Source organism: Pseudomonas sp. W2Aug9 (assembly GCF_023127755.1).
Classification (GTDB): domain Bacteria; phylum Pseudomonadota; class Gammaproteobacteria; order Pseudomonadales; family Pseudomonadaceae; genus Aquipseudomonas; species Aquipseudomonas synxantha_A.
On sequence record NZ_SPKL01000036.1, the window covers coordinates 48319 to 73300 of the forward strand.

Consider the following 24982-nt stretch of genomic DNA (forward strand, 5'->3'; position numbering starts at 1 on the left):
GATGCGAATGTGGTTTTTGAGTGCTGGCCTGGCCTTGATGTGCATGGCCCAGAACGCAGCGGCGGGTACAGTCCTGATCGTTGGCGATAGTATCAGTGCCGGTTTCGGCCTGGATACCCGCAAAGGGTGGGTTGCGCTGCTGGAGCAACGGCTCAAGCAGGAGGGTTTTGACGACAAAGTGGTCAACGCATCCCTCAGTGGCGACACCAGTGCGGGTGGCCTCGCACGCCTGCCTGCGGCGCTTGCAGAGCATAAGCCTGACGTAGTGGTTATCGAACTTGGGGGCAATGATGGCTTGCGCGGGCAGCCGCCGGCGCAATTGAAACAAAATCTTGCGTCGATGATTGACCAGTCCAAGGCTGGCGGTGCCAAGGTGCTGCTGCTGGGTATGCAGTTGCCACCCAATTACGGGCCTCGATACACCACCGCATTTGCACAAGTCTATGGTGAGTTGGCCAAGGAAAATGACATTCCCCTGGTGCCGTTTTTCCTTGAGGGGGTGGGCGGTCATCCAGAGCTGATGCAGGCTGATCAATTGCACCCGGCGGTCGCGGCCCAAGGCAAGTTGCTGGAAAATGTCTGGCCGGCGCTAAAACCGCTGTTATGACGCTTTTCTACCGGCAGGCTTTCGGCTAAGGTGGCGCCCCCCTGATTTGGAGCCCTCGATGTCGCGCCCTGCCTGGTCCCTGTTTAACTACCAACTGATCGAGCCGGACGAGCAGCTGGATCTGTTCGCCTGTCAGGAAGTTCGGGTGCATCTGGTGGCGCGTCAATTGGAGTTGGGCGGCTCGATCGACCGCACGCTCTGTGGCACTTTATTGCCGGCGCAGCCACGCTGGTCGTCGGTGAATCGCTCGATCTTCCAGGATCAGCGCCTGTGCCCGTTGTGCCGGGCGATTCTGGAATCGCAAAAGCGCGGCACGCCGCCGATCTGGCCGGAGCTGCGGTTCGAGCTATAAAACAGCTTGAAGCCTGGCGCTGCGAAGCCGTATACAATCAATTTTTCCCTACCCGTCGTCTTGCGAAGGATTTTCCGGATGTTGTCGCGCCTTTCCGTCGTCACCTGCTGCCTGTCTCTCGCTGCGCTTTGTGCGGCCGGTTCGGCGGCAGCCTTGCAGTTGCCCCTGCCGCCGCCAGGCGAGGACATTGTCGGTCAGGTCCAGGTCATCAAGGCCAAGTACGAAGATACCTTTGCCGACCTGGGCACCACGTACGACCTGGGCTACTCGGAAATGGTTGCGGCCAACCCCGGCGTCGATGCCTGGCTGCCGGGCGCGGGCACCGATATTGTGCTGCCGACACGTTTTATCCTGCCGCCGGGGCCACGGGAAGGCATTGTGATCAATTTGGCCGAGTACCGGCTCTACTACTATCCAAAGGGCCAGGACGTCGTCTACACCTTCCCGCTGGGCATCGGCCGTGAAGGCTGGGGCTCGCCGATCGCCCACACCAGTATCATCGCCAAAACGCCGAACCCGACCTGGACGCCACCGGCCTCGATCAAGGCCGAGCACGCCGCCAACGGTGACCCGCTGCCCAACGTGGTGCCTGCCGGTCCGGATAACCCGCTGGGGCCGTTCAAGTTCACGCTGGGCACGCCGGGTTACCTGATCCATGGCTCCAACATGAAATTTGGTATCGGCACGCGTACCAGCCACGGCTGTTTCCGCATGTTCAATAACAACGTACTGGAAATGGCCGGCATGGTGCCGGTGGGCACCTCGGTACGCATTATCAACGACGCCTACAAGTTCGGCAGCAGTGGTGGCAAGGTCTACCTTGAAGCTCATACCCCGTTGAACGATGACGGCACGCCTTCGGTGGTCGACAAGCACACGGCGGTCATCAACGCGTTGCTCAAGCGTGAAGACCTGTCCAACAACCTGCGCGTGAACTGGGACCAGGTGCGTGATGTGGTCGCGGCCGAGGATGGTTTGCCGACCGAGATTGGCGTGCCGGGCGCGGCGCCGGTGGCCTCCAGCACGCCGGCCGACCTGTAGGCGCGTCAAGCGCGAGGCAAAAAAAAGCCGACCCATAAATGGATCGGCTTGATAACAACCCCGAAGGATTATTACTTGCGGCTTGCTTTCTCAAGCATGCGCAGAGCGCGCTCGTTAGCTTCGTCAGCAGTCTGTTGTGCTTTTTGAGCAGCAGCCAGAGCTTCATCAGCTTTACGGTAGGCTTCGTCTGCACGAGCCTGGGAGCGAGCTGCTGCGTCTTCAGTTGCAGTCAGACGAGCTTCGGTTTCTTTGGAGACGCTGCTGCAACCGGTAGCCAGAACTGCGGCCAGAGCCAGAGCAGAGAATTTCAGAACGTTGTTCATCGTGTTCCCCTTCAAGGACTTTCAATTAGATGGCTACTTGCTCAGAGTGAGCTAATAGCCGGCGTACATACTACCCATTACTTGTAGTAAGTAAACTGACGTTGCGCAAGAAGCAAAAAAAATTCCTGTGCCGAATCTATTTTGGCTAACCTTTTGAAGGTTTGTATGAAAACTGTCCAATTTTTTTCATCTCGATCGACATTGGATCCAGGCTGAAAGGGCCGGCCCGCATGTGTTAAGCCTTGTAAACAGATGAAAATTTATATATCGAAGCGGGCACTTTCGTTGCCATCGGCTTTACTCCGGCTGGCATCTTTTGCGCATCTAGAGGTGACTTAAAGAGCGGCAGTTCGTCTCAAGCTTCAACTGCCGGCAATGTTCAGGCTATCGGTCAACGGTTGATCGAGGCCCTTTCTATATATCCAGCCGGGGCAGGGAATGATGAGTGCGCCTTGAGCAATTGCAGGATTGGTGCCTACTATTCCCTACGTGCTGGCTGTGAGCGCTCAGGGTTTTCTCGTTGTCGAAACCGGCACGGGGTGGCGTAGATGTTCCTTCGCCGGAAAAACATCGGTAAGGTAGGGTCAATATTCAAGACCCGCGAGGAGTAGTGATGAGCGAGGCGTTGTCCATCCACCATGACCAGGCTGGTCATCAGTTCGAGACCAATGTGGACGGTCATCGTGCCTATCTGACCTATATGGACCTCGGGAAGCAGACGCTGGATATCTATCGCACGTTCGTGCCCAACGCGCTGCGCGGACGAGGCATTGCCGCCGCGTTGACAGAAGAAGCCTTGAAGTTTGCCGAAGAGGCCGGCTACACGGTGATCCCGTCGTGCTCGTATGTCGAACGCTACATGGAGCGCCACCAGCGCCATGCCGCAAAGCTGTAACTGACCAGCTGCCAATAAAAACGCCGGGCTTAGCCCGGCGTTTTTGTGTGCGTCTGATCCAGAAAAATGCGTGGTTCAGCTGCGTTTGCGCTTGGGCAACACGTCCTTGAGCTTGGCGTGCATGCTGCGCAGGGTGTTTTCGGTAGCCGCCCAGTCGATGCAGGCATCGGTAATCGACACGCCGTACTGCAAATCGGCCAGATCCTTTGGAATTGCCTGGCAACCCCAGTTCAAATGGCTTTCGACCATCAAGCCGATGATCGACTGGTTGCCTTCCAGGATCTGGTTGGCGACGTTTTCCATCACCAGTGGCTGCAAGGCCGGGTCCTTGTTGGAGTTGGCGTGGCTGCAGTCAACCATGATGTTTGGCTTGATCCTGGCTTTGTTCAGCGCCTGTTCGCACAGTGCGACACTGACCGAATCGTAGTTGGGCTTGCCGTTGCCACCGCGCAGCACTACGTGACCGTAGGCGTTGCCCTTGGTGGTGACGATGGAGACGCCACCTTCCTGGTTGATACCCAGGAAACGGTGAGGGCTGGAGACCGATTGCAAGGCATTGATCGCCACGGTCAGACCGCCGTCGGTACCATTCTTGAAGCCTACGGCCGAAGACAGGCCGGACGCCATTTCGCGGTGGGTCTGGGATTCGGTGGTGCGTGCGCCAATGGCCGACCAGCTGATCAGGTCCTGCAGATACTGCGGGGAGATCGGGTCCAGCGCTTCGGTGGCAGTGGGCAGGCCCATTTCAGCCAGGTCCAGCAACAGTTTGCGCCCGATGTGCAAGCCGTCCTGGATCTTGAACGAGTCGTCCAGGTACGGGTCGTTGATCAAGCCTTTCCAGCCGACGGTGGTACGCGGTTTCTCGAAATAGACGCGCATCACCAGATACAGGGTGTCGGACACTTCCGCGGCCAGCACCTTGAGACGCTCGGCGTATTCGTGGGCAGCCTTGAGGTCGTGGATCGAGCAAGGCCCGATCACCACGAAAAGACGGTGGTCGGTGCCATCGAGAATGTCACGGATGACTTCGCGACCCTTGGTGACGGTCTGCAGGGCAGCGTCGCTCAGGGGGATTTCGCGCTTGAGCTGATCGGGTGTGATCAGGGTCTCGTTGGATTCGACGTTAAGGTCATTGATCGGTAAATCAGCCATCGTGTTACTCGCCAGGGTCACGGGTGCCGGCCGCCAGCCATCCCCGTGCGGCGGGCACAGCATGATTTGAATGCAGGGGGGAGGAACCTTAGCGCGTAACACGGGCCCGCGACAATGGGCAAAGCCCGGTTTAATCCAGCGCCGATTGCACAACGGCCTCATTGGAGAACTCGGCGGCGTGGCGCGACACCCAGTCACGGGCCATGGCTTCCAGTTGCGCAGGTGTTGGCTCGGTGTTTTCGTGCAGGCGACAGTAACGTTCGATCTGGCACACTTGCTCGCCCATTCGGGCACCGAACAAGGCGTGCTCATCGGTAAAGCAAATACCGACGCGATAAGCGTTTTCGCCTTTGCGGCACCAGGCTACATAGCCCGGATAACGGGCGCTGGGCCCCAGGGAGGGGATATGCAGGTCGACCGCCGTGCCTGGGCGCCAGGCTCGCGGCCAATTGCAGGCGACGCCGCCGCGGCCGATAGTGTGCAGGCGTTGACGGGGCAGGGCAGGAGAGGGACGTTGGATCAACTCGACAGCGACATCATCAGGGTGAGGTAAAAAACGACCCATGTACACGGACTCCGAGCGCCGTCCGGTTGACGGCAGTGGCAGCAGTATAGTGAAGGAACTGGAATTGACCGACCTGGATATTGACCAGCAATTGCTGGGATTGCCAGGTATTTCGCTGGTAGTGTTTACCAGTGTCGGCTGCTCCAGTTGCCGTTGGGCACGCCAGCAACTGCCGAGCTGGCCGCTGCCGGTGGACCGCGTGTGCTGGGTTGATGCCGGGCACAATGGCGGTGCAGTCGAACGCTACCAGATCTTTCATTTGCCGGCGTTGTTCCTGGTGTGCGAGGGTCAGTTCCTCGGGCAATTACAGACACGGCTTACGGCATCCGACCTCGCCAAATGTGTAAACCAGGCGCTCACACGCACACCAGAGGATTTGCCATGACAGCCCTTTCATCCCCGTCGCCACGCATTGGCATTATTGGCACGGGTGCCATTGGTGGTTACTACGGCTTGATGCTGGCGCGTGCTGGCTTCGACGTGCATTTCCTGTTGCGCAGCGAATATGCAGCGGTCAGTCAACAGGGCCTGCATGTCAACAGCACGGTGCATGGCCCGTTGCACCTGCATCCGGTTCAGGCCTATGCCTGCGCCGCCGACATGCCTTCATGCGACTGGCTGTTGGTGGGCACCAAATCCACCGGCAACGTGGACCTGGCGCCTACTATCGCCCAGGTCGCGGCGCCGGATGCCAAGGTGGTGCTGCTGCAAAACGGCCTCGATGTGGAGGACAGTCTGCGTGAACATTTGCCAGCGTCGCTGCACCTGCTCGGCGGGCTGTGCTACATCGGCGTGTACCGGTCCGCTCCGGGTGTGGTCGAGCATCAGGCACTGGGCCGGGTCAACCTGGGGTATCACAGCGGTACGGCTGCCAACGATGAGGCGCAGCAAAAGGCAATTGTCGAAGAAGGCGCGGGGCTGTTTCACCGGGCCGGCATCGAGTCCCAGGCCATGGCCAACGTGCATCAGGCGCGCTGGCATAAACTGGTGTGGAACGTGCCGTATAACGGCCTGTCTGTGTTGCTGGGCACGGGAACCAAGGCCATGATGGCGGATGAGTCCAGCCGCGAATTGATCCAGGCCTTGATGGCCGAAGTGGTGCAAGGCGCCCGTGCCTGCGGCCATGAAATTCCCGTCAGCTACGCAGGGCAGATGTTTGCCATGACCGAAACCATGGACGATTACTTGCCCAGCATGTATCACGATCACGTGCATAAGCGCCCATTGGAATTGGCGGCGATCTACGCCCGGCCCCTGGCCGCTGCGAGGGCGGCCGGTTGCGAGCTGCCGCGTATGCAGGCGCTGTTCCAGGCCTTGAGTTTTATTGATCGGCACAATCGCTGATTGGGGGGAGACACCATGGCAAAGGGGTTAGGTGACAAGCTGGTGCTGGCGATTTCCTCGCGGGCGCTGTTCGACCTCAGTGACAGTCACAAGGTCTACCTGGCTGAAGGTGTTGAGGCTTACCGCAAATACCAGATCGAACACGAGGAAGAAACCCTCGAGCCCGGCGATGCCTTCCCGCTGGTCAAAAAACTGCTGAGCCTGAATGCCAGCTTGGGCCGTGCGCGGGTTGAGGTGGTACTGGTGTCGCGCAACAGTGCCGATACCGGGTTGCGGGTGTTCAACTCGATCCAGCATTACGGCCTGGACATTTCGCGCGCCGCTTTCGTCGGCGGGCGTAGTCCTTATCCTTATTTGGCGGCCTTCGGTTGTCATCTGTTTCTCTCCACCCATGCTGAAGATGTGCGCAGCGCCCTGGATGCCGGTTTTGCCGCGGCGACGATTCTGTCGGGCGGTGCGCGTCGGGCTTCGAGCGAAGAACTGCGCATCGCATTCGACGGCGACGCAGTGTTGTTCTCCGACGAGTCCGAGCGTGTCTACCAGGCTGGCGGGCTGGAAGCCTTTCAGGCCAGTGAGCGGGAGTCGGCGCGCCAGCCGTTGCACGGCGGCCCGTTCAAAGGCTTCCTGGCGGCGCTCAACCTGTTGCAGCGCGAGTTTGCCGATGACGCCTGCCCGATCCGCACGGCGCTGGTCACTGCACGTTCGGCGCCGTCCCATGAGCGTGTAATTCGTACGCTGCGTGAGTGGGATATCCGCCTGGACGAGTCGCTGTTTCTCGGGGGGCTGGAAAAATCCGCCTTCCTGGAGGCCTTTGCGGCCGATGTATTTTTTGATGACCAGGCCGGGCATTGCGAGAAAGCCAGGGAGGTGGTGGCCACCGGGCATGTGCCCCATGGCATCAGTAACGAGTTGAGAATCCAGACCGAGAGCTAGCTGCTAAGCTCATTCAATCTCCGCCATCCTGGCAGTCCAGGAGGTTCTATGATTCGTTCGATGTTGTATGCCACGGACCTGGGTTTGTATGCGCCGTACGTGATGCAACATGCGCTGGCGCTGGCGCGAACGTTCAAGGCTGACCTGTATGTGATCCATGTGGTCGAGCCCATCGGGTTGTTCGCCGAATCAGTATTACAGAGCTACCTTGATGAGAAGGCGCTGAGCGAGTGGCAGAGCCAGGGGGTGAGCACGGTCATGGCGACCATCGAACAGCGCGTATTGGACGGCTTTCGCGATGAGTTGGGAGAAGGGGAGCAGGACCTGCAATTGATTCGTTCGGTCAGGGTGATCCAAGGGGATACCTGCGAGGTGATTCTCGACCAACTGCGAAAACTTTCCGTCGACTTGCTGATCGTAGGGAGTCATAGCCAGGCAACCGGCGTGGCCGTGCCCTTGGGGCGCACCGCTGCTCGCGTGTTGCAGCTGTCTCCGGTGCCGGTTTATCTGGTGCCGTCGCTGCAGCGTAGACGCAGCGAAGATAGCTGATCGGTAAAAACGATAAAAAGTTCTAGATTTATCTGTCTAACCTTTAATATAGTTATATATCGTCGCTGATACCCGTGGCGTCTATCTGCTTTGAGGGATTGATATGAAGCTTCAACAACTGCGCTACATCTGGGAAGTGGCGCACCACGACCTCAACGTTTCCGCTACCGCTCAAAGCCTTTACACCTCGCAACCCGGTATCAGCAAGCAGATCCGCCTGCTCGAAGACGAGTTGGGCGTCGAAGTGTTCGCTCGCAGTGGCAAGCACCTGACCCGCGTCACCCCGGCTGGCGAGCGGATCATCACCACCGCTGGCGAGATCTTGCGTAAAGTCGAGAGCATCAAGCAGATCGCCCAGGAATTCTCCAACGAAAAGAAGGGCACCCTGTCGATCGCCACCACCCACACCCAGGCGCGTTATGCATTGCCGCCGGTGATTCGCGATTTCATCAAGCAATACCCAGACGTAGCCCTGCACATGCACCAGGGCTCACCGATGCAGATCGCCGAGATGGCCGCTGATGGCACCGTCGATTTTGCCATCGCCACCGAGGCCCTGGAGCTGTTCGGCGACCTGGTGATGATGCCGTGCTACCGCTGGAACCGCTGCGTGGTCGTGCCCCAGGGGCACCCCTTGGCCAAGCTGCCGAAGCTGACGCTGGAAGCCCTGGCCGAATACCCGATTGTGACTTATGTATTTGGGTTTACCGGTCGTTCGAAGCTCGACGAAGCGTTCAGTCATCGTGGTCTGACGCCAAAAGTGGTGTTCACCGCGGCGGATGCCGACGTGATCAAAACCTATGTTCGCCTGGGCCTGGGCGTCGGGATCGTCGCCAAGATGGCGGTCGACACCAACCTCGACAAAGACCTGGTGGTGCTGGATGCCAGCGAATTGTTCGAGTCGAGCGTGACCAAGATCGGCTTCCGTCGCGGCACCTTCCTGCGGGGGTTCATGTGCGATTTCATCGAGAAATTCGCACCGCATCTGACCCGCGAAGTCATGGCCAAGGCGATCCAGTGCCACAACAAGCAAGAGCTGGAAGATTTGTTCGACGGCGTTGAATTGCCCGTCCACTGAGTGATTTATCGGGCCTCGGTAACCATAAAGTGTTGCCGGGCGCCTGCCACCAGAATTTCTACCTCATCGCCTTCAAACTTGCCGAGCAGGCTTTTGCCCAGGGGCGAGCGCGGGGTGATGACGGTCACCGGTTGCCCGACCACATCGACTTTCAACCCTGCCGCATCCGGCGCCAAAAATAGCCATTGCTGGCGACCGTTCTCGTCTTCCAGGCCCAACAGCGCCCCGACTTCTATCCCGCGTTGTTCATCGTACCCTCGCAACTGAAGGTTCTGGCACAGCGTCAGCGATTGCTTGATCTCCTCGACCCGCTTGGCCTGCCCGGCCGCCAGGTATGACGCCTCCAACCCCAGGGTGTCGTATTTGTTCTCGGCGATGTTTTCTTCGTGGGTCGCGGTTTCGTAGGCAGTCTGCGCGGCGCGTTGGGCAATATCGAGGTCGGCGGTGAGTTTTTCCAGGATCAACTGGAGGACGGCGTGTTTATTCATGGTCTTCAATCGCAAAATTGCAGGACATTGGCCCGAGTCTTTTCACTGGGGGCGTTCTGGTCCTGTTGCAGCCAGAACTGGCATTTGGGGTTGGACAGGTTGCGCGCATTACTGCGGGCCTGGTCCAGGGCCTGTTGTTGTTCCTGCTTTTGCAGGTTTTGTTGATACTGTTCGAACATGCGGTTCGGTGGCTGCGGCACAACTGCGGCCGGCTCGCCCAACTGCTGAACCGCCTGGGCCACGGGTGCCAGGCTTTGGGGAAACAGATAGCGAGTTGCCAGCCAGGCGGTCAGCGCAATGGCGATAAACCCCAGCCACACGCCTGCGGCAATGGCGATGCACAGCTTGAACAGTGACAGCTGACGGTCGGACATGATGGCCTCCTTGCAGACATTGACGGCGTGGTGCCGATTGTCGCACAGCCGCCGTGCAGAATAATCGCGATCAAGCCTTCTGCATCAGCGCATTTATGCGGACAATCGAGCCTTTGGACGATGGAGCCCGGAATGAAAGCCCGCTGGGATATTTTTTGCAGCGTCGTCGACAACTACGGCGACATCGGCGTGACCTGGCGCCTGGCCCGACAGTTGGTGGCGGAGCATGGTTGTGAGGTGCGCTTGTGGGTCGATGACCTGCGGGCGTTCGAGCGCATGTGCCCGCACATTGATGTGCAGATGGACCAGCAATGGCAAGAGGGCGTAGAGGTGCGGCACTGGCCGGCCGAGTGGCCGGGCGCGCAGTCGGCCGATGTGGTGATTGCTGCATTCGCCTGCCAGCTGCCGCCGCACTACATGGAGCGCATGGCCGAGCGTGAGCGCCCGCCGTTGTGGATGAACCTGGATTACCTCAGCGCAGAAGACTGGGTGGTGGGTTGTCATCGCCTGCCTTCGGTGAAGTTCAAGGGGGTGCAGAAGTACTTTTTCTTCCCCGGCTTTCGTCCTGGTACCGGTGGTTTGCTGCGTGAAGCCGGGTTGGTGGAGCGACGCCAGGCTTTTCAGCAGGATGACGTTGCGCAACGACAATTCCTGCAGAGCCTGGGCGTGTCTCCTGTGGGCGGGGCACGATTGATCTCATTGTTTGCCTATGAGAATCCTGGGCTGGCCGGTTGGCTGGACGTGCTCGCCAAGGATGGGCGTGCCACTCACTTGCTGGTGCCGGAAGGGCGAATTCTGGGGGATGTGCAACGCTGGTTGGGCGTGACCAGCCTGTCGGCGGGAGACATCCAGGTACGCGGGGCGCTGACGGTGCAGGTCATTGCATTCATGCGCCAGGAGCAATATGACCATTTGCTGTGGTGTTGCGAGTTCAACGCCGTGCGCGGTGAGGATTCCTTCGTGCGCGCCCAATGGGCGGGGAGGCCGTTGCTGTGGCATATCTACCGCCAGGATGAAGACATCCACCTGGACAAACTGGATGCCTTCCTTGAGTTGTACACCGCTGCACTCTCGCCTGCCGCCAAAGCGGCTGTCTTTGCGCTTTGGCAAGCCTGGAACGCTGATGGCGACATGGCACAGTCCTGGAAAATGCTGCTGGAACACTGGCCCGAGGTGAATGAGCACGCGCAGAACTGGTGTCTGGAACAAGGCTTGCAGGCCGATCTTGCGACGGCGCTGGTACAGTTTTATGAAAGTTGGATATGATACGCCACCTTGATTTTTGTAAATCCCATCCAAATTTCGGATATATGCAATGAAAACTGGTAAAGAACTGAAACCCGGTACAGTGATCCGTCTCGAAAACGACCCTTGGCTGGTTCAGAAAGCTGAGTTCACCAAGTCTGGTCGTAACAGCGCAATCATGAAGACCAAGCTGAAGAACCTGCTGACCGGTTACAAGACCGAGATCGTCTACAGCGCTGACGACAAACTGGACGACGTGATCCTCGACCGCAAGGAAGCGACCCTGTCCTTCATCAGCGGCGACACCTACACGTTCATGGACACCACCGACTACACCATGTACGAGCTGAACGCTGAAGATATCGAAGCCGTTCTGCCGTTCATCGAAGAAGGCATGGAAGACGTCTGCGAAGCGATTTTCTTCGAAGAGCGCCTGGTGTCCGTAGAGCTGCCGACTACCATCGTGCGTAAGGTTGCCTACACCGAAGGTTCCGCTCGCGGCGACACTTCGGGCAAGGTGATGAAGCCTGCCAAGCTGAGCAACGGTACCGAACTGCAAGTGGCCGATTTCATCGAAATCGACGACCTGATCGAGATCGACACCCGCGAAGGTGGTTCGTACAAAGGTCGCGCCAAGAAGTAATTCTGGCCCCGGCGGTACGCAAAAAGCCCGACCTGGTGTCGGGCTTTTTTGTGGGCGTCTGTTTATCAGACTGTTACATGCAAGCGCACATCCACGTTGCCACGGGTGGCGTTGGAATAAGGGCATACCTGGTGGGCGGCGTCGACCAGGCTTTGCGCATCCTCCTGGGCCAGGCCCGGCAGGCTGACGTGCAGGTCGATGTCCAGGCCGAAACCGCCGGGGATCTGACCGATGCCAACGTGGGCGGTGATAGAGGCGTCATCCGGGATTTTGCGTTTGGTCTGGCTGGCGACAAATTTCAGCGCCCCGATAAAGCAAGCGGAGTAGCCCGCGGCGAACAGTTGCTCCGGGTTGGTAGCCTGGCCACCAGCACCGCCCAGTTCCTTGGGGGTGGAGAGTTTGACGTCGAGGATGTTATCGCTGGAAACAGCGCGACCATCACGGCCGCCAGTGGCGGTGGCTACAGCGGTATAGAGCGTTTGCATGGGGCGTTCCTCTTTGATTGTTAGCGCTAAATATTTGCGCGCTAAGTAGTTGGTAGGGCCAATGTATAGCGCTAATGTTTTGCGCGCAAGATAAATGTTTTTGACTTGCTGAAATTTAATGTGGAAGGGCGCACCGCCCCTCCCACATTCAAGTGATTTGCTGTTTTCTAAATAGCGCTTTGCAGATTGCCGCGCAACGCGATCAGGTCGGCCTGCAGCTTGCGCAATTGCGCAAGCTGCATCCCGCTGGCGCCCAGGATGCATTGGGGCACATCCTTGGCCTTGCCCTGCAAGGCACGCCCGGCGTCGGTCAGCTCTACCACCACCACCCGCTCATCTTCGCGGCTACGGGTGCGGCTAAGCAGGCCCTCGGCTTCCAGGCGTTTGAGTAATGGCGTGAGTGAACCGGGGTCCGTCAGCAGGCGGCTGCTGATTTCGCTGACGGTCAAACCATCCTCTTCCCACAGCACCATCATGGCCAGGTACTGCGGGTAGGTCAGGCCGAGCGCCTGGAGCAAGGGTTTGTACACCTTTGTCATCAGCAACGAGGTGGAATGCAAGGCGAAGCACAGCTGATTGTCCAGCAGCAGCGATTGGCAGGGATCAGGGTTTTTACTCATTGGGGTGCCTCGTAAAAGCGTGTCTGCGCTGGAATCTAGCGGGCAAATCTTTAATGCGCCAGGTAATTTTGCCTGGCGGGTCAGATCAGGCCGCTTTGCAAGGCCAAATCCCAAGGCGGCACTGGGCTGAAGCGCGACTTGAGGTATTCAAGGAGTAATCGGCTACGGGCGTTGGGTTGTTGTTCCAGGCGCAGCGCATAAATGCCGGCGGTCTCCGGGCTGGGCAGGCCGTTTTCACAAAACAGCGGCAGCAGCTCACCCCGTACCAGGTATTCACTGGCAAGCCAGGTAGGCAAATGCGCGATGCCCAGCCCCGCCAGCGCACCGCTGAGCAGGGCCTCAGCGTTGTTGGCGCTCAGGCGGATACGCCGCGGACGATAAGTGGTGCGGCGCCCGTCATGCTCAAAGCGCCAGGCAAACATCGGCGCCAGGCCATCCCAGTCAAGGCCGTCATGCTCGCTCAGTTCTCGAGGATGGGTCGGTGTGCCGCGGCTCTTCAAGTAGGCCGGGCTGGCACAGGCGATACGCACGATGCTCGCCAGCGGGGTAGCGATCAACCGCGTGTCTACGATATGCCCGGCGCGCAGCACCAGGTCGACCTTGCCCAGGTGTGCGCCCTGCATATCGACAAAGCTGTCGATCAGGTGCAGGTGCACGTCCAGGCCCGGGTACACGTTCAAAAAATCCGCAATCACCGGTGCCAGGTGCCGTCGACCGAATGCCGCAGGTGCATCCACCCGGATCAAGCCTTCCGGCGCGTGGCTCAGGGACACTGCTTCCGCCCGCGCCAGTTGCAACTCACTGACGATCCGCCGGGCCCGTTCGGCAAAGGCCAAACCCGCCGGTGTCGGCAGCACCGCATGGGTGCTGCGCTGGAACAGCTGGCTGCCCACTGAGCTTTCCAGGCTGTCGATACGCCTAGCCACCGCGGAGGGCGTCAGCGGATGGCGCCGTGCGGCGGCGGAAAAGCTGCCGGTTTCCAATACGTCCAGAAACAGGCCCAGTTGTTCGGTGAGGGTATTGGGGTTCATTGGCTAGCGCTTGTGCGAGATTGGCATAGCCATTGTGCGTTGCTGTGCGTTTCCGCGCTAGAGCCGACTGCGTAGCATGCAAGGCTTGGGATGACGGAGTAGCACGGTGTTGGATTTAGTGATGTACCTGATATTGGGCGCGGCCCTGGGCACGGTGGGTGGGCTGTTTGGCATTGGCGGCGGGCTGATTGCTATCCCGGTGCTGGGCGTGCTGTTCGGCCTGGATCAGCAGATCGCCCAGGGCACCGCCTTGGTCATGGTGGTGCCCAATGTGATGCTTGCCCTGTGGCGCTATCACCAGCGTAATCGCATCGAATTGCGTCACGCCTTGCCATTGGGCGTGATGGGATTCTGCTTTGCCTGGCTGGGATCTATCTGGGCGGTGGGGCTGGATGCGGGCGCAATGCGTATCGGCTTTATTGCGTTCCTGGTGGCGCTGTCGGCCTACAACCTGCTGCGCATGTTCACCCGCAACGCGCCGCCCACGGCGCAGATGCGCTATTCATGGCCGTGGCTTGGGGTATTGGGCGCGGCGTCCGGCTCCATGGGCGGATTGTTCGGCGTGGGTGGCGCGGTGGTCGCCACGCCGGTACTCACCAGTGTGTTCGGCACCACCCAAGTGGTTGCCCAAGGCTTATCGTTGGCCTTGGCGCTGCCCAGCACCAGCGTGACCCTGGTCACTTATGCCTGGCACCACGAGGTGGACTGGATGATCGGCCTGCCACTGGCGGTAGGTGGCCTGCTCAGTATCAGTTGGGGTGTGAAAGTCGCGCACGCCATGCCGGAGCGCCTGTTGCGCGGCCTGTTCTGTGGTTTTTTAGTGGTGTGCGCGGTGATGCTGACCTTTAAAGTTTGAAGCCTTCAACGATGTACTCCGCCAGGCATTCCGTGATCGGCGACGTCATCTGCGGGTTGCGCAGCAAGCGCAGATTCATCGACGGCAGCGGGGGAAAGCCTTCTTCGCTGCCAAGCACTCGCAGGTCGTCGGTGATCAGGCTTTCCATGCTGACCATCGCCGCCAGGCCAGCACTGACCACCGCCTGGATCGCCGCGCCGTTGGAGCTGTGATAGGCCAGGCGATAATCCCGTCCGGCCGCATCCAGTGCGGCGCGTGCCCAATGGGTGTACAGGCAGTCATCGCCGGAAATCGCCAGTGGCAGGGCATCGTGCTCATCGGCACAGAAGCACGGTGACGCAGCCCACACCATGCGTTCAGTGCGTAGCAACTCACCGATATCATTACCAGGCTCGCGGCTGATGACGGTCAGCGCCAGGTCCCGCCGTTGCATCAATACAGACGACGCCTCGCAGTGCATCTCAAGCTGAATCAGTGGGTAAGCTTTGGAAAACTGCTTCAGGATTCCCGGCAAAAAACGCATGACGTAGTCATCCGGCGTGCCGATGCGTACCAGCCCCACCATATGTGGCTCGCGCAGGGTATTGAACACCTCGCTGTGCAGTTTCAGGATGCGCCGCGCATACCCCAGCAGCACCTGGCCTTCGGGCGTGAGGCGAACCTGTCGGCCATCACGCTCGAACAGCTTGCGCTGCAACACATCCTCCTCCAGGCGTTTCATCTGCATGCTCACCGCCGATTGAGTGCGGTTGACCAACTCACCGGCGCGGGTAAAGCCGCCTTGGTCAGCAATGGCCACGAAGGTGCGTAGCACGTCAGTGTCGATACTCGGGTAGCCGGACAATGGATCAATCTCCGAGATGTATTGCATAAGAAACATTCGTTGGATTGATCATAGCGGCAGGCACACACTTTCGTCATCCCCACTGGAGGGCGAGAAGATGAAAGGCCAGAAAGGTTCTGTATTGCTGAATAAAGGGGCGTTTGCCGAGCTGTTCCACAGGTTTGCGCGTTGGCAGTTATTGCATCAGGAGCGCAACTTGCTGGCGACCTTGAGCGATGACGCACTCAAGGATATCGGGCTCAACCGCGCCGACGTCGAGCAGGAAAGCCATCGGCATTTCTGGGAAGACCCGCTGCGAAAGTAAGCCAGGATGCAGTAGGGTAGGGAGCGAGCTTTTATGGAGATTGCCATGCCCGCCGACCTGTCCTTTTCACTCAAGCAAGCTCGACGCATGGCGCTGGCCGCCCAGGGTTTCTCGGGGCGCCAGGCGCCTGCCCAGATAAAAGCTGCGCACCTCAACCGGCTGATCGAACGCCTGGGCGTTATACAAATCGACTCGGTCAACGCATTGGTGCGTTCCCACTACCTGCCGTTGTTCTCCCGCCTTGGCCAGTACACTCCGTTGCTCCTTGAGCAAGCAGCCTGGAGCCAGGGGCGGCGGCGTTCATTGTTCGAGTATTGGGGGCATGAGGCGTCGCTGTTGCCGATGGCGATGTACCCGCTGATGCGCTGGCGCATGGAGCGGGCCAGGCAAGGGCAGGGCATCTATGCGCAGATGGCGCGTTTTGGCCGTGAGCAGCAGGCGACTATTGGGCGTGTGTTGCACAGCGTCGAGCAACAGGGCGCCTTGGGTGCGGGCAGTTTGTCGACCCGAGAGGAGCGTGCTGGGCCCTGGTGGGATTGGAGTGATGAGAAGCACGCACTGGAATGGCTGTTCGCCGCCGGTTTGGTCACCGTCGCGGGGCGCCGAGGTTTTGAGCGACTGTATGATTTGCCGGAGCGTGTGATCCCGGGCGAGATTCTTCAAACGTCCATGAGCGAGGCTCAAGCCCAGCGCGGCTTGCTGATGCATAGCGCAACGGCGCTGGGTATCGCCACCGAAAAGGACCTGCGCGATTATTTCCGTCTCGACCCCGCGGACAGCCGCCCGCGCTTGGCCGAACTGGTCGAGGACGGGCAGTTGCTGACGTGCCAGGTGCAAGGCTTTAAGCAACCAGCGTACTGTCTGCCGGAGCCCAAAGTGCCACGCAAAGTGGCGGCGAGCGCTTTGCTGTCACCGTTCGATTCATTGATATGGGAGCGCAGCCGCACCGAGCGCCTGTTCGATTTCCGCTATCGACTGGAGATCTACACCCCGCAAGACAAGCGGGTGTATGGCTACTACGTGCTGCCGTTTTTGCACAATGAGCGGATCGCTGCGCGCGTCGACCTGCGCGCCGAGCGTGCCCACGGGCGGCTGGCGGTGCATGCAGTGCACGAAGAAGAATCGGGGCTGGATGACGAAGGCATGTTGGCGCTGGCCGTCAACCTGCGGCGAATGGCCGCCTGGCTGGGGCTGGAGCAGGTCCAGCTCAATTGCCAGCGACCCGATGCCGCCCGATTAAGGGCGGCGATGTTGATCAGCGTTTGACCTGTTTCAAGGTCTCGGCAATCAGAAACGCCAGCTCCAGCGACTGATCGGCATTCATCCGTGGGTCGCAATGGGTGTGATAGCGGTCCGACAGCCCGTCTTCGGTAATCGGCCGTGCGCCGCCGATGCATTCGGTGACGTTCTGCCCGGTCATCTCGATATGAATACCGCCGGCGTAGCTGCCTTCGGCGTGGTGCACCTGAAAGAACTCCTTCACTTCGCCGAGGATTTGCGCAAAGTCGCGGGTCTTGTAGCCGCTGCTGGCCTTGATGGTGTTGCCGTGCATCGGATCGGAGCTCCACAGCACCTGCTTGCCCTCGCGCTGTACGGCGCGGATCAGGTTGGGCAAGTGGTCGCCGACTTTGCCTGCGCCCATGCGCGCAATCAGGTTGAGGCGACCAGGGTCATTGTTCGGGTTAAGGATATCAATCAGGCGGATCAGATCGTCCGGGTTCATGCTCGGCCCGACTTTCACGCCGATCGGGTTGTTCACCCCGCGCAGGAATTCGACGTGGGCGCCGTCCAACTGGCGTGTACGGTCGCCGATCCACAGCATATGGGCCGAGCAGTCGTAGTAGTCGTTGGTCAGGCTGTCGCGACGCACGAAGGCTTGTTCATAGTTGAGCAGCAACGCTTCGTGGGCGGTGAAGAAGCTGGTTTCGCGCAATTGCGGCGAGCTGTCCATGCCACAGGCGCGCATGAAGGCCAGGGTCTCGTCGATGCGGTCGGCCAGTTGGCTGTACTTCTCGGCCAGGGCTGAGTTGGCGATAAAGTCCAGGTTCCACTTGTGCACCTGGTGCAGGTCGGCGAACCCCCCTTGGGCAAACGCGCGTAGCAGGTTGAGGGTGGCGGTGGACTGGTGGTAGGACTGCAACAGGCGGTCCGGGTCCGGCACACGGCTTTTTTCATCGAAGCCGATGCCGTTGACGATGTCGCCACGGTAGGCAGGCAGGGTGATACCGTCGATGGTCTCATCGTTGGACGAGCGCGGTTTGGCAAACTGGCCGGCCATGCGTCCGACTTTCACCACCGGGCAACCGGCAGCGAAGGTCATGACAATCGCCATCTGCAGCAGCACCTTGAAGGTGTCGCGGATTTTTGCCGCGGAGAACTCGGCAAAACTCTCGGCACAATCGCCACCTTGCAGGAGGAAGGCGCGGCCTTGGGTCACTTCGGCAAACTGGCGACGCAACTCACGGGCTTCCCCGGCAAACACCAGCGGCGGGTAGCTGGCCAGGTTCTGCTCCACCTGCAACAGGTGTGCAGCGTCCGGATACTGGGGTTGTTGCTGGATTGGCAGGGCGCGCCAGCTGTCGGGGCTCCAAGGTTGGCTCATCATGAACTCGATTGGGTGATTGACGGATAACGCTGATGTTATCAGCAATTAGTGCGTGACCTGTTGCTGCCGGTTGGCCGACAATCGCGCCTTTGCCAAGCGGTAACCCCTTAGGAGTAGTGATGACCGAGGAGCGTGTCGAGCGCCTGCTGGCCGAAGTCCATGATGATTTCGGCATGATCCGTGTGCTCGAAGTAGCCGATTACCGCTTTCTCGAATTCGGCGACGCCATCGAGCAAAGCTGCGTGTTCACCGCCGACCCGAGCTGGTTGGAGTATGACTACACCCGGGCCATGTTGATCGGTGCGCTGTGCCATGAGCAGCCGGAGAGCGCGTTGTTCCTCGGTTTAGGGGCGGGCACGTTGACCCAGGCATGCCTCAGGTTTCTGCCTTTGGAAGACGTCGAGGCCATTGAACTGCGCCCTGATGTACCGCGCCTGGCCATCGAATACCTGGGGCTCGATGACGACCCGCGCTTGTACATTCGAGTGGGGGACGCCCTGCAATTGCTCGATACCGCTGAATCGGCCGACCTGATCTTCGTCGACCTCTACACCGATGTCGGCCCCGGTGTGGGGCATCTGGCCTGGACCTTTCTGGAAAGCTGCCAGAAGAAACTCAACCCCGGCGGCTGGCTGGTGATCAACCAGTGGGCCACCGATGATGGTAAACCGCTGGGCGCGGCATTGCTGCGTGGGTTGTATCACCGACACTACTGGGAGCTGCCGGTGAAGGAGGGCAATGTGATTCTGCTGGTGCCTTCCGAGCTGGATCAGGAACTGGACCTCGATGCCCTGTCAGCCCGCGCCGAAGCCTTGGCGCCGCGATTGGGGTACTCGTTGCAGCCGTTGATCAAGGCTATTCGGCCGGCGACCTAGTTGTGTGCTCCGGCGCGATCGGGAGCAAGCCCCCTCCCACATTCGACCGCATTTCAGATCCGTTTACACGTACACATGTGGGAGGGGGCTTGCCCCCGATCGCGACGGTATTGCCAACTCAAATCCCCTTGAACACCCCCGGTCGCTTCTCGATCATCGCCCGCACACCTTCCTTGGCATCCTCGCTGTTGAGCAATTTATCCACCATGGGTGGCAGGGCGGCGGCTGCGACAGCTTCGCCTTCCATACGCGCCAGACGCGCCGACATCAACGTCGCCTGCACGCCAAGCGGCGCCTGACGAGCAATGCGGTTGGCCAGTTCGATGGCGCGGGGCAACAGGTCTTCACTGGCCATTACTTCCTGTACCAGGCCCAGGCGCAGGGCTTCATGGGCGTCGAACTCGTCTCCGGTAAGCAGCCAGCGCATCGCATTGCCCCAGCCCGCGATCTGGTGCAAGCGCATTGTCGCGCCGCCAAACGGAAAGATCCCACGTTGCACTTCCATCTGTGCAAAGCGTGTATTGCTGGCGCAGAGGTTGATATCCGCCGCCAGCATCAACTCGATACCAATGGTCAGGCAGTAGCCCTGGGCCGCGACGATCACCGGTTTGCTGACCCTGGGCCCTGCGAATACGCCCCAGGGATCGCACCCGCCCAGCGGCGGTTGCCAGCCGCCCGCCATCACGCCGCTGACATTGGCCAAGTCCAGCCCCGCCGTGAAGTGATCGCCGTGGGCAAATACCACGGCCACCCGGGCGTCATCGTTTCGATCAAATTCGCCATAGGCCAGGCTCAGCTCATTGAGTAAATCCAGATCGAAGGCATTGCGTTTGGCCACGCGGTCCAGGCCCAGCAACAGAACATGGCCCTCAAGTGCACGGCTGACGCGGCTACTGCTGGCTTGTTTCATCGGGTGTGCCCTCGGGCGCGGGTAGGGTTTCAGACCGAAGGGCCTGAGTGGGTGGGTGAACCGTTTAAGCTTGATGACCAGCAGGGCCGGGCCTTTGAAAAATAGACCCTGGCGCACAGATCTGCAAAGCCCGCGACGCAGCGCGGTTTATCAGTGCGCTGCGATAAAAAAAGCTCCCTTTTTCAGCTATTTCCGGTATAGTGCGCGCCGGCCTTTAATCGGGCCGCGTTTAGGTAGCGCAATTCCCCGAAGTCAGCTTCGGCTGCACGTCCGCACAGCGGACTCTCCCTTGACGAATCTTTTTCATTCATTCGTTTTCGCAAATCCCCGCCGACAAAGCAGCCAGGGCGACTCTTGAGTCTCAACACGGCATGCGCAGCTTTGGAGCATGGGTCTTTGCGGATGCACTTAGAGGCAGACCCATGACCCAGGAAACCGGCGGCTTCGCCGCTTTTAATCTTAACCCGAACATTCTCGCCGCTGTCATCGCGACTGGCTACGAAGAACCTTCGGCTATTCAGCAGCAATCGATCCCGATCATCATGGCCGGCCAGGACATGATTGGCCAGGCGCAAACCGGTACCGGTAAAACCGCCGCGTTCGCACTGCCTATTTTGCATTGCATCGATCCTGCCAAGCGCGAGCCGCAAGCCCTGATTCTGGCGCCAACCCGAGAGTTGGCGCTGCAAGTAGCAACCGCTTTTGAAACCTACGCCAAGCAAATGCCAGGCGTAACCGTTGTGGCCGTTTACGGCGGCGCGCCGATGGGCCCACAACTCAAGGCTATCCGTAACGGCGCACAGATCGTTGTCGCCACCCCGGGCCGTCTGTGCGACCACCTGCGTCGTGACGAGAAAGTCCTGTCGACCGTGAACCACCTGGTTCTGGACGAAGCTGACGAAATGTTGAAGCTGGGCTTTATGGATGACCTGGAAGTCATCTTCAAGGCACTGCCACCGACCCGTCAGACCGTATTGTTCTCGGCTACCCTGCCGCAGTCGATCCGTGCCATTGCCGAACGCCACCTGCGCGATCCGCAACACGTGAAGATCCAGACCAAGACCCAGACCGTTACCGCGATCGAACAGGCTCACCTGTTGGTTCACGCTGACCAGAAGACCTCGGCTGTATTGAGCCTGCTGGAAGTCGAAGACTTCGACGCCCTGATCATGTTCGTGCGCACCAAGCAAGCGACCCTGGACCTGGCCAGTGCCCTGGAAGCCAAAGGCTACAAAGCCGCTGCGCTGAACGGTGACATCGCCCAGAACCAACGTGAGCGCGTGATCGACTCCCTCAAGGATGGCCGTCTGGACATCGTTGTGGCGACCGACGTTGCTGCCCGTGGCCTCGACGTTCCACGTATCACCCACGTGTTCAACGTTGACATGCCGTACGATCCAGAGTCCTACGTTCACCGTATCGGCCGTACCGGCCGTGCGGGTCGCGAAGGTCGTGCACTGCTGCTGGTGACTCCGCGCGAGCGCCGCATGCTGCAAGTGATCGAGCGTGTCACCGGTCAGAAAGTTGCCGAAGTACGCCTGCCGGATGCCCAGGCCGTTCTTGATGCTCGCATCAAGAAATTGACCAACAGCCTGGCGCCATTGGTGGCTGACGCTGAATCGACCCACGGCGACCTGCTGGACCGCCTGACCGCCGATATCGGTTGCACCCCGCGTGCCCTGGCTGCAGCCCTGCTGCGCAAAGCGACCAATGGTCAAGCCCTGACCCTGGCTGCCATCGAGAAAGAGCGCCCACTGGTACCGAACAACGCCCCGCGCGGTGATCGTCCAGAGCGTTCCGGCGACCGTCCAGAGCGTGGCGATCGTGAACGTCGTGCTCCGGTTCCATTGGCTGAAGGTCGTGCTCGTTGCCGTACCGCGCTGGGTGCGCGTGACGGTATCGCTGCCAAGAACCTGCTGGGCGCTATCCTCAACGAGGGTGGCCTGGCGCGTGAAGCCATCGGTCGCATCCAGGTACGTGACAGCTTCTCCCTGGTGGAGCTGCCGGAGGATGGCCTGGAAAAACTGCTGGCCAAGCTCAAAGACACTCGCGTTGCCGGTAAGCAGCTCAAACTGCGTCGCTACCGCGAAGATTGATCCGCCTCTGGGCTGATTGATCGCACATAAAAAATCCCCGACTGGTTCGGGGATTTTTTTTGCCTGGGATTTCAGGATGTGCACTTGCGTTAGCCAAAGCGGTAGATGTCCATGCCCAAGGCGCCGAGGGTGAAGCCCTGATGTGCCACGCTGAAATCACCTCCGGCACCCCGCGCAAAGTACAGCGGCAACAAATGCTCGTCGCTGGGGTGGCTGCGCACTGCATGGGGCGCCAGGAGGCGATAGTCATGCAAGGCTGTTTCGTCACCGGCAGCGAGTTTTTCGACCACCCAGTCGCGAAAGGCTAGCGCCCATGGCGTGATGGTTTCCGGCCCGGCGCGCCAGTCCAGCTCACCGAGATTATGGGTGATGCTGCCGGAGCCGATCAGTAGCACACCTTGATCGCGCAGGCTGCAGAGGGCGTGTCCAACCCGGGTTTGAAAAGCCGGGCCCATGCGGCTTGGCAGGGAGACTTGCACCACCGGAATATCCGCCGCCGGGTACATCAGCGACAGGGGCACCCAGGTGCCATGGTCGAAGGGCCGTTGGTTGTCGACGCGTGCAGTCAGGCCGTCAGCCTGCAATAACTCGACAATTTCATTTGCCAGCTGTGGATCACCCGGCGCAGGGTATTGCACCGCAAACAGTTCGCGAGGGAAGCCGCCGAAGTCGTGCCAGGTTTCGGGCGCGGCGCTGCCACTCACCAGTAACTCGTGGCTTTCCCAATGCGCCGATACCACCACAATCGCCTTGGGCCGTGGCAACGCGGCTGCCAGGGCCTGCAGCGCCGGGCCGCTGGCACCGGGTTGCAGGGCCAGCATCGGGGAGCCATGGGAGATAAACAGGCTGGGGAACATAAGAGGGGCCCTCAAGATTAATATGGGGCTATCTTCATTCAGATCATTAATCGAGATCTAATATAAGATTTAGTGTCTTTTGATCGATTTTTTCAAGGTGATGCATGGACGCAAAAATTTGGCAGGAACGCTGGGCAACCAATCAGATCGGTTTTCATCAGTCCGACGTTAATCCTTACTTGCAGCGGCATTGGTCAACGTTGGGCCTGGCTGATGGTGCCAGGGTTTTCGTGCCTTTGTGTGGCAAGAGCCTGGACATGAAGTGGTTGGCGGATCGCGGGCATCGCGTGATGGGTGTGGAGGTGTCTGATCAAGCCGTTGAGGCGTTCTTCAGCGAGCAGGGGCTTACGCCGCAGATCGATCAGAGAGGCGTGTTCAAGGTGTATCAGGCGGGTCTGGTCGAAGTGTGGTGCGGTGACTTCTTCGCCCTTGACTCAAGTGCCGTGGCTGATTGCACAGCGCTGTATGACCGTGCGGCACTGATCGCCTTGCCGCAGCCAATGCGCTCGCGATACACCGAGCATCTCGATACCCTGCTGACCCCCGTCTGTGAGGGGTTGTTGATCACTGTCGACTACGACCAGGCACAAAGGGCTGGCCCGCCTTTCGCCGTCCCGGATGAGGAAGTGCAGTCGTTGCTGGGCCCGCACTGGAATGTGGTCACGCTGCAAGAGCGGGACATTTTGAGTGAAAGCAGCAAATTCAAGGCGGACGGCGTTACTCGGCTTGATGAGCGTGTTTATCGGCTGACCAGGCGGTAAATCACGTCCACGAAAAAGGGGCGATTCAATCGCCCCTTTTTTGTCTTGCCTGGGTTATCAGCCCCGACGACGCAGTGCGTCGATCCGCTCTTCCAGCGGCGGGTGGCTCATGAACAGGCGAGCCATGCCCTGTTTGATGCCACCGTTGATGCCAAAGGCCGTCAGGCTGTCCGGCATATGCACCGGCAGGCCCTGTTCGGAGCGCAAGCGTTGCAGCGCGCCGATCATTGCGCTGGTGCCCGCCAGGCGTGCGCCGGCTTCATCTGCGCGGAACTCGCGTTTGCGCGAGAACCACATGGTGATCGCGCTGGCCAGGAAGCCCAGCACCAACTCGGCGAAGATGGTCGCCACGAAGTAGGCAATGCCGCGACCTTCTTCGTTCTTGAAGATGACCTTGTCGACAAAGTTGCCGATGATCCGCGCAAAGAACATCACGAAGGTGTTCACTACGCCCTGTACCAGCGCGAGGGTGACCATGTCGCCGTTGGCCACGTGACCGATCTCGTGGGCCAGCACCGCCTTGACTTCATCGGGCGAAAAACGCTCCAGCAAGCCCTGGCTTACGGCCACCAGCGCGTCGTTCTTGTTCCAGCCGGTAGCGAAGGCGTTGGCCTCATAGGCAGGGAAAATCCCCACTTCGGGCATTTTGATGCCTGCTTCTTGAGATAGCTGCTCCACGGTTTGCATCAGCCATTGTTCATGGCGAGTGCGAGGTTGAGTGATGACCTGGGTGCTGGTACTCATCTTCGCCATCCACTTGGAGATGAACAGCGAAAACAGCGAGCCGGCAAAACCAAAGACCGCACAGAAAACCAACAGCTGATTGAGGTTCAGGTCAACCCCGTTGGCCGCCATGAACCCGTTGAAGCCGAACAGGCTCAGGGTGATGCTGGCAATCAGCACGACCGCCAGGTTAGTGGCCAAGAACAGCAGGATGCGCATCATGGTTGTAGGGTTCTCCTCATGCTTAATATGTCGCGTACTGCGGGGTATATAAGGTGCCGCATGGGGTGATTCAACCGAGCGACTATTTCAAACTGTGTCCTACAGCGTGAACGTAAGGCCCTGAAGGGATTTTCCGACCTGTATTGTCGGCCATGACCGGCGTGAGTTTGCCTTGCCGCCCCGTGATTACAGGGGGCACGCCTC

Annotated in this window: 30 protein-coding genes; 17 read left to right on the forward strand and 13 right to left on the reverse strand. The window is 59.7% G+C overall.

Annotated features, from left to right (window positions below):
• Window position 1: 1 nt before the first annotated feature.
• From E3O56_RS23660 to E3O56_RS23670, 3 genes are all read left to right on the forward strand, one after another.
• The gene (locus E3O56_RS23660; RefSeq protein WP_032877139.1) at window positions 2–607 is read left to right on the forward strand and encodes an arylesterase; all 606 of its coding nucleotides are present in this window, start codon (window positions 2–4) and stop codon (window positions 605–607) included.
• A 58-nt stretch (window positions 608–665) separates the two neighbouring features.
• On the forward strand, window positions 666–959 hold the full coding sequence (locus tag E3O56_RS23665; protein WP_003189866.1) for a hypothetical protein: 294 nt from the start codon (window positions 666–668) through the stop codon (window positions 957–959).
• Between the two features lie 78 nt (window positions 960–1037).
• Entirely contained in the window at window positions 1038–2000 is a 963-nt protein-coding gene (locus E3O56_RS23670; protein WP_078820695.1) for a L,D-transpeptidase family protein, read from the forward strand.
• 71 nt (window positions 2001–2071) lie between these two features.
• Here E3O56_RS23670 and oprI read toward each other — a convergent pair whose 3' ends face one another.
• On the reverse strand, window positions 2072–2323 hold the full coding sequence (gene oprI / locus E3O56_RS23675) for an outer membrane lipoprotei OprI (RefSeq protein ID WP_003172710.1): 252 nt from the start codon (window positions 2321–2323) through the stop codon (window positions 2072–2074).
• A 613-nt stretch (window positions 2324–2936) separates the two neighbouring features.
• Between oprI and E3O56_RS23680 the strand changes: the two genes are divergently transcribed.
• Window positions 2937–3218: a GNAT family N-acetyltransferase gene (locus E3O56_RS23680; RefSeq protein WP_003189869.1), complete on the forward strand. Its 282-nt coding sequence runs from the start codon at window positions 2937–2939 to the stop codon at window positions 3216–3218.
• A 75-nt stretch (window positions 3219–3293) separates the two neighbouring features.
• Here E3O56_RS23680 and E3O56_RS23685 read toward each other — a convergent pair whose 3' ends face one another.
• Window positions 3294–4370 (reverse strand): 3-deoxy-7-phosphoheptulonate synthase, encoded by a 1077-nt coding sequence (locus tag E3O56_RS23685; RefSeq protein WP_228309578.1) that lies wholly within the window; start codon window positions 4368–4370, stop codon window positions 3294–3296.
• Window positions 4371–4500: 130 nt separating this feature from the next.
• Window positions 4501–4935, reverse strand: a complete 435-nt coding sequence (locus E3O56_RS23690; RefSeq protein WP_078820697.1) for a pilus assembly protein PilZ — start codon at window positions 4933–4935, stop codon at window positions 4501–4503.
• Here E3O56_RS23690 and E3O56_RS23695 point away from each other — a divergent pair.
• The 5 genes from E3O56_RS23695 (at window position 4934) to cysB (ending at window position 8839) form a co-directional block, all read left to right on the forward strand.
• Window positions 4934–5320, forward strand: a complete 387-nt coding sequence (locus E3O56_RS23695; RefSeq protein WP_005786417.1) for a hypothetical protein — start codon at window positions 4934–4936, stop codon at window positions 5318–5320. The genes E3O56_RS23690 and E3O56_RS23695 overlap by 2 nt on opposite strands.
• A complete protein-coding gene (locus E3O56_RS23700) occupies window positions 5317–6279 on the forward strand; it encodes a putative 2-dehydropantoate 2-reductase (protein ID WP_103735055.1) in 963 nt (320 codons plus the stop codon). Before E3O56_RS23695 ends, E3O56_RS23700 begins: the two co-directional genes overlap by 4 nt.
• Before the next feature lie 15 nt (window positions 6280–6294).
• Window positions 6295–7212, forward strand: coding sequence for a 5'-nucleotidase (locus E3O56_RS23705; protein WP_005786420.1), 918 nt, complete (start codon window positions 6295–6297; stop codon window positions 7210–7212).
• 48 nt (window positions 7213–7260) lie between these two features.
• Window positions 7261–7761, forward strand: a complete 501-nt coding sequence (locus tag E3O56_RS23710) for a universal stress protein (RefSeq protein ID WP_032877135.1) — start codon at window positions 7261–7263, stop codon at window positions 7759–7761.
• 103 nt (window positions 7762–7864) lie between these two features.
• Complete coding sequence (cysB, locus tag E3O56_RS23715; RefSeq protein WP_005786423.1) at window positions 7865–8839, forward strand: HTH-type transcriptional regulator CysB; 975 nt, start codon at window positions 7865–7867, stop codon at window positions 8837–8839.
• Between the two features lie 5 nt (window positions 8840–8844).
• Here the strand turns inward: cysB and E3O56_RS23720 are convergent, their stop codons facing one another.
• Together E3O56_RS23720 and E3O56_RS23725 are read right to left on the reverse strand one after the other, a co-directional pair.
• On the reverse strand, window positions 8845–9327 hold the full coding sequence (locus tag E3O56_RS23720; protein WP_005786425.1) for a GreA/GreB family elongation factor: 483 nt from the start codon (window positions 9325–9327) through the stop codon (window positions 8845–8847).
• Between the two features lie 5 nt (window positions 9328–9332).
• Window positions 9333–9701 (reverse strand): hypothetical protein, encoded by a 369-nt coding sequence (locus E3O56_RS23725; RefSeq protein ID WP_005786426.1) that lies wholly within the window; start codon window positions 9699–9701, stop codon window positions 9333–9335.
• A 132-nt stretch (window positions 9702–9833) separates the two neighbouring features.
• On the opposite strand from E3O56_RS23725, the gene earP reads away from it, so the two are divergent.
• Window positions 9834–10967 carry an elongation factor P maturation arginine rhamnosyltransferase EarP gene (gene earP / locus E3O56_RS23730; RefSeq protein ID WP_103735056.1) on the forward strand — a complete coding sequence of 378 codons (1134 nt, stop codon included), beginning with the start codon at window positions 9834–9836 and terminating at the stop codon, window positions 10965–10967.
• A 49-nt stretch (window positions 10968–11016) separates the two neighbouring features.
• The gene (locus tag E3O56_RS23735) at window positions 11017–11589 is read left to right on the forward strand and encodes an elongation factor P (RefSeq protein WP_003172723.1); all 573 of its coding nucleotides are present in this window, start codon (window positions 11017–11019) and stop codon (window positions 11587–11589) included.
• A 65-nt stretch (window positions 11590–11654) separates the two neighbouring features.
• Here the strand turns inward: E3O56_RS23735 and E3O56_RS23740 are convergent, their stop codons facing one another.
• From E3O56_RS23740 to E3O56_RS23750, 3 genes are all read right to left on the reverse strand, one after another.
• Entirely contained in the window at window positions 11655–12074 is a 420-nt protein-coding gene (locus E3O56_RS23740; protein WP_005786430.1) for an organic hydroperoxide resistance protein, read from the reverse strand.
• Between the two features lie 167 nt (window positions 12075–12241).
• Entirely contained in the window at window positions 12242–12694 is a 453-nt protein-coding gene (locus E3O56_RS23745) for a MarR family transcriptional regulator (protein WP_005786431.1), read from the reverse strand.
• An 80-nt stretch (window positions 12695–12774) separates the two neighbouring features.
• Entirely contained in the window at window positions 12775–13725 is a 951-nt protein-coding gene (locus tag E3O56_RS23750) for a LysR family transcriptional regulator (protein WP_005786433.1), read from the reverse strand.
• 106 nt (window positions 13726–13831) lie between these two features.
• Between E3O56_RS23750 and E3O56_RS23755 the strand changes: the two genes are divergently transcribed.
• The gene (locus E3O56_RS23755) at window positions 13832–14581 is read left to right on the forward strand and encodes a sulfite exporter TauE/SafE family protein (protein WP_032877131.1); all 750 of its coding nucleotides are present in this window, start codon (window positions 13832–13834) and stop codon (window positions 14579–14581) included.
• On the opposite strand, the gene E3O56_RS23760 is transcribed toward E3O56_RS23755, so the two are convergent.
• Window positions 14571–15452, reverse strand: coding sequence for a LysR family transcriptional regulator (locus tag E3O56_RS23760; RefSeq protein ID WP_032877130.1), 882 nt, complete (start codon window positions 15450–15452; stop codon window positions 14571–14573). The genes E3O56_RS23755 and E3O56_RS23760 overlap by 11 nt on opposite strands.
• 70 nt (window positions 15453–15522) lie before the next feature.
• On the opposite strand from E3O56_RS23760, the gene E3O56_RS23765 reads away from it, so the two are divergent.
• Together E3O56_RS23765 and E3O56_RS23770 are read left to right on the forward strand one after the other, a co-directional pair.
• On the forward strand, window positions 15523–15729 hold the full coding sequence (locus E3O56_RS23765) for a DUF1127 domain-containing protein (RefSeq protein ID WP_005786437.1): 207 nt from the start codon (window positions 15523–15525) through the stop codon (window positions 15727–15729).
• Between the two features lie 45 nt (window positions 15730–15774).
• Window positions 15775–16995: a winged helix-turn-helix domain-containing protein gene (locus E3O56_RS23770; RefSeq protein WP_248129091.1), complete on the forward strand. Its 1221-nt coding sequence runs from the start codon at window positions 15775–15777 to the stop codon at window positions 16993–16995.
• Here the strand turns inward: E3O56_RS23770 and E3O56_RS23775 are convergent.
• Entirely contained in the window at window positions 16985–18331 is a 1347-nt protein-coding gene (locus tag E3O56_RS23775; protein WP_032877128.1) for a 3-deoxy-7-phosphoheptulonate synthase class II, read from the reverse strand. The two genes, E3O56_RS23770 and E3O56_RS23775, sit on opposite strands and share 11 nt — an antisense overlap.
• A 122-nt stretch (window positions 18332–18453) precedes the next feature.
• Here E3O56_RS23775 and E3O56_RS23780 point away from each other — a divergent pair, with 122 nt between their 5' ends.
• Window positions 18454–19209, forward strand: coding sequence for a spermidine synthase (locus E3O56_RS23780; RefSeq protein WP_005786442.1), 756 nt, complete (start codon window positions 18454–18456; stop codon window positions 19207–19209).
• Between the two features lie 118 nt (window positions 19210–19327).
• Here the strand turns inward: E3O56_RS23780 and E3O56_RS23785 are convergent, their stop codons facing one another.
• Entirely contained in the window at window positions 19328–20119 is a 792-nt protein-coding gene (locus E3O56_RS23785) for a crotonase/enoyl-CoA hydratase family protein (protein WP_005786443.1), read from the reverse strand.
• Window positions 20120–20541: 422 nt separating this feature from the next.
• Between E3O56_RS23785 and E3O56_RS23790 the strand changes: the two genes are divergently transcribed.
• On the forward strand, window positions 20542–22215 hold the full coding sequence (locus E3O56_RS23790; protein WP_005786445.1) for a DEAD/DEAH box helicase: 1674 nt from the start codon (window positions 20542–20544) through the stop codon (window positions 22213–22215).
• A gap of 89 nt (window positions 22216–22304) precedes the next feature.
• Here E3O56_RS23790 and E3O56_RS23795 read toward each other — a convergent pair whose 3' ends face one another.
• Window positions 22305–23072, reverse strand: a complete 768-nt coding sequence (locus E3O56_RS23795) for a class III extradiol ring-cleavage dioxygenase (RefSeq protein WP_148852295.1) — start codon at window positions 23070–23072, stop codon at window positions 22305–22307.
• A gap of 104 nt (window positions 23073–23176) precedes the next feature.
• Between E3O56_RS23795 and E3O56_RS23800 the strand changes: the two genes are divergently transcribed.
• Window positions 23177–23833, forward strand: coding sequence for a thiopurine S-methyltransferase (locus tag E3O56_RS23800; protein ID WP_032877126.1), 657 nt, complete (start codon window positions 23177–23179; stop codon window positions 23831–23833).
• 57 nt (window positions 23834–23890) lie between these two features.
• On the opposite strand, the gene htpX is transcribed toward E3O56_RS23800, so the two are convergent.
• Window positions 23891–24778, reverse strand: coding sequence for a protease HtpX (htpX, locus tag E3O56_RS23805; protein ID WP_005786451.1), 888 nt, complete (start codon window positions 24776–24778; stop codon window positions 23891–23893).
• Between the last annotated feature and the right edge of the window lie 204 nt (window positions 24779–24982).

Bases quoted from the DNA above. Each gene is read 5' to 3' on its own strand.
- E3O56_RS23735 (WP_003172723.1), top strand. From the start codon at position 11,017: ATGAAAACTGGTAAAGAACTGAAACCCGGTACAGTGATCCGTCTCGAA.
- E3O56_RS23800 (WP_032877126.1), top strand. From the start codon at position 23,177: ATGGACGCAAAAATTTGGCAGGAACGCTGGGCAACCAATCAGATCGGT.
- E3O56_RS23710 (WP_032877135.1), top strand. From the start codon at position 7,261: ATGATTCGTTCGATGTTGTATGCCACGGACCTGGGTTTGTATGCGCCG.
- oprI (WP_003172710.1), bottom strand. From the start codon at position 2,323: ATGAACAACGTTCTGAAATTCTCTGCTCTGGCTCTGGCCGCAGTTCTG.
- E3O56_RS23690 (WP_078820697.1), bottom strand. From the start codon at position 4,935: ATGGGTCGTTTTTTACCTCACCCTGATGATGTCGCTGTCGAGTTGATC.
- E3O56_RS23750 (WP_005786433.1), bottom strand. From the start codon at position 13,725: ATGAACCCCAATACCCTCACCGAACAACTGGGCCTGTTTCTGGACGTA.
- E3O56_RS23700 (WP_103735055.1), top strand. From the start codon at position 5,317: ATGACAGCCCTTTCATCCCCGTCGCCACGCATTGGCATTATTGGCACG.
- E3O56_RS23685 (WP_228309578.1), bottom strand. From the start codon at position 4,370: ATGGCTGATTTACCGATCAATGACCTTAACGTCGAATCCAACGAGACC.
- E3O56_RS23770 (WP_248129091.1), top strand. From the start codon at position 15,775: ATGCCCGCCGACCTGTCCTTTTCACTCAAGCAAGCTCGACGCATGGCG.
- E3O56_RS23795 (WP_148852295.1), bottom strand. From the start codon at position 23,072: ATGTTCCCCAGCCTGTTTATCTCCCATGGCTCCCCGATGCTGGCCCTG.
- earP (WP_103735056.1), top strand. From the start codon at position 9,834: ATGAAAGCCCGCTGGGATATTTTTTGCAGCGTCGTCGACAACTACGGC.
- E3O56_RS23720 (WP_005786425.1), bottom strand. From the start codon at position 9,327: ATGAATAAACACGCCGTCCTCCAGTTGATCCTGGAAAAACTCACCGCC.
- E3O56_RS23765 (WP_005786437.1), top strand. From the start codon at position 15,523: ATGAAAGGCCAGAAAGGTTCTGTATTGCTGAATAAAGGGGCGTTTGCC.
- htpX (WP_005786451.1), bottom strand. From the start codon at position 24,778: ATGATGCGCATCCTGCTGTTCTTGGCCACTAACCTGGCGGTCGTGCTG.
- E3O56_RS23740 (WP_005786430.1), bottom strand. From the start codon at position 12,074: ATGCAAACGCTCTATACCGCTGTAGCCACCGCCACTGGCGGCCGTGAT.
- E3O56_RS23775 (WP_032877128.1), bottom strand. From the start codon at position 18,331: ATGAGCCAACCTTGGAGCCCCGACAGCTGGCGCGCCCTGCCAATCCAG.
- E3O56_RS23785 (WP_005786443.1), bottom strand. From the start codon at position 20,119: ATGAAACAAGCCAGCAGTAGCCGCGTCAGCCGTGCACTTGAGGGCCAT.
- E3O56_RS23725 (WP_005786426.1), bottom strand. From the start codon at position 9,701: ATGTCCGACCGTCAGCTGTCACTGTTCAAGCTGTGCATCGCCATTGCC.
- E3O56_RS23670 (WP_078820695.1), top strand. From the start codon at position 1,038: ATGTTGTCGCGCCTTTCCGTCGTCACCTGCTGCCTGTCTCTCGCTGCG.
- E3O56_RS23660 (WP_032877139.1), top strand. From the start codon at position 2: ATGCGAATGTGGTTTTTGAGTGCTGGCCTGGCCTTGATGTGCATGGCC.
- E3O56_RS23680 (WP_003189869.1), top strand. From the start codon at position 2,937: ATGAGCGAGGCGTTGTCCATCCACCATGACCAGGCTGGTCATCAGTTC.
- E3O56_RS23745 (WP_005786431.1), bottom strand. From the start codon at position 12,694: ATGAGTAAAAACCCTGATCCCTGCCAATCGCTGCTGCTGGACAATCAG.
- E3O56_RS23665 (WP_003189866.1), top strand. From the start codon at position 666: ATGTCGCGCCCTGCCTGGTCCCTGTTTAACTACCAACTGATCGAGCCG.
- E3O56_RS23780 (WP_005786442.1), top strand. From the start codon at position 18,454: ATGACCGAGGAGCGTGTCGAGCGCCTGCTGGCCGAAGTCCATGATGAT.
- E3O56_RS23760 (WP_032877130.1), bottom strand. From the start codon at position 15,452: ATGCAATACATCTCGGAGATTGATCCATTGTCCGGCTACCCGAGTATC.
- E3O56_RS23705 (WP_005786420.1), top strand. From the start codon at position 6,295: ATGGCAAAGGGGTTAGGTGACAAGCTGGTGCTGGCGATTTCCTCGCGG.
- E3O56_RS23790 (WP_005786445.1), top strand. From the start codon at position 20,542: ATGACCCAGGAAACCGGCGGCTTCGCCGCTTTTAATCTTAACCCGAAC.
- cysB (WP_005786423.1), top strand. From the start codon at position 7,865: ATGAAGCTTCAACAACTGCGCTACATCTGGGAAGTGGCGCACCACGAC.
- E3O56_RS23695 (WP_005786417.1), top strand. From the start codon at position 4,934: ATGTACACGGACTCCGAGCGCCGTCCGGTTGACGGCAGTGGCAGCAGT.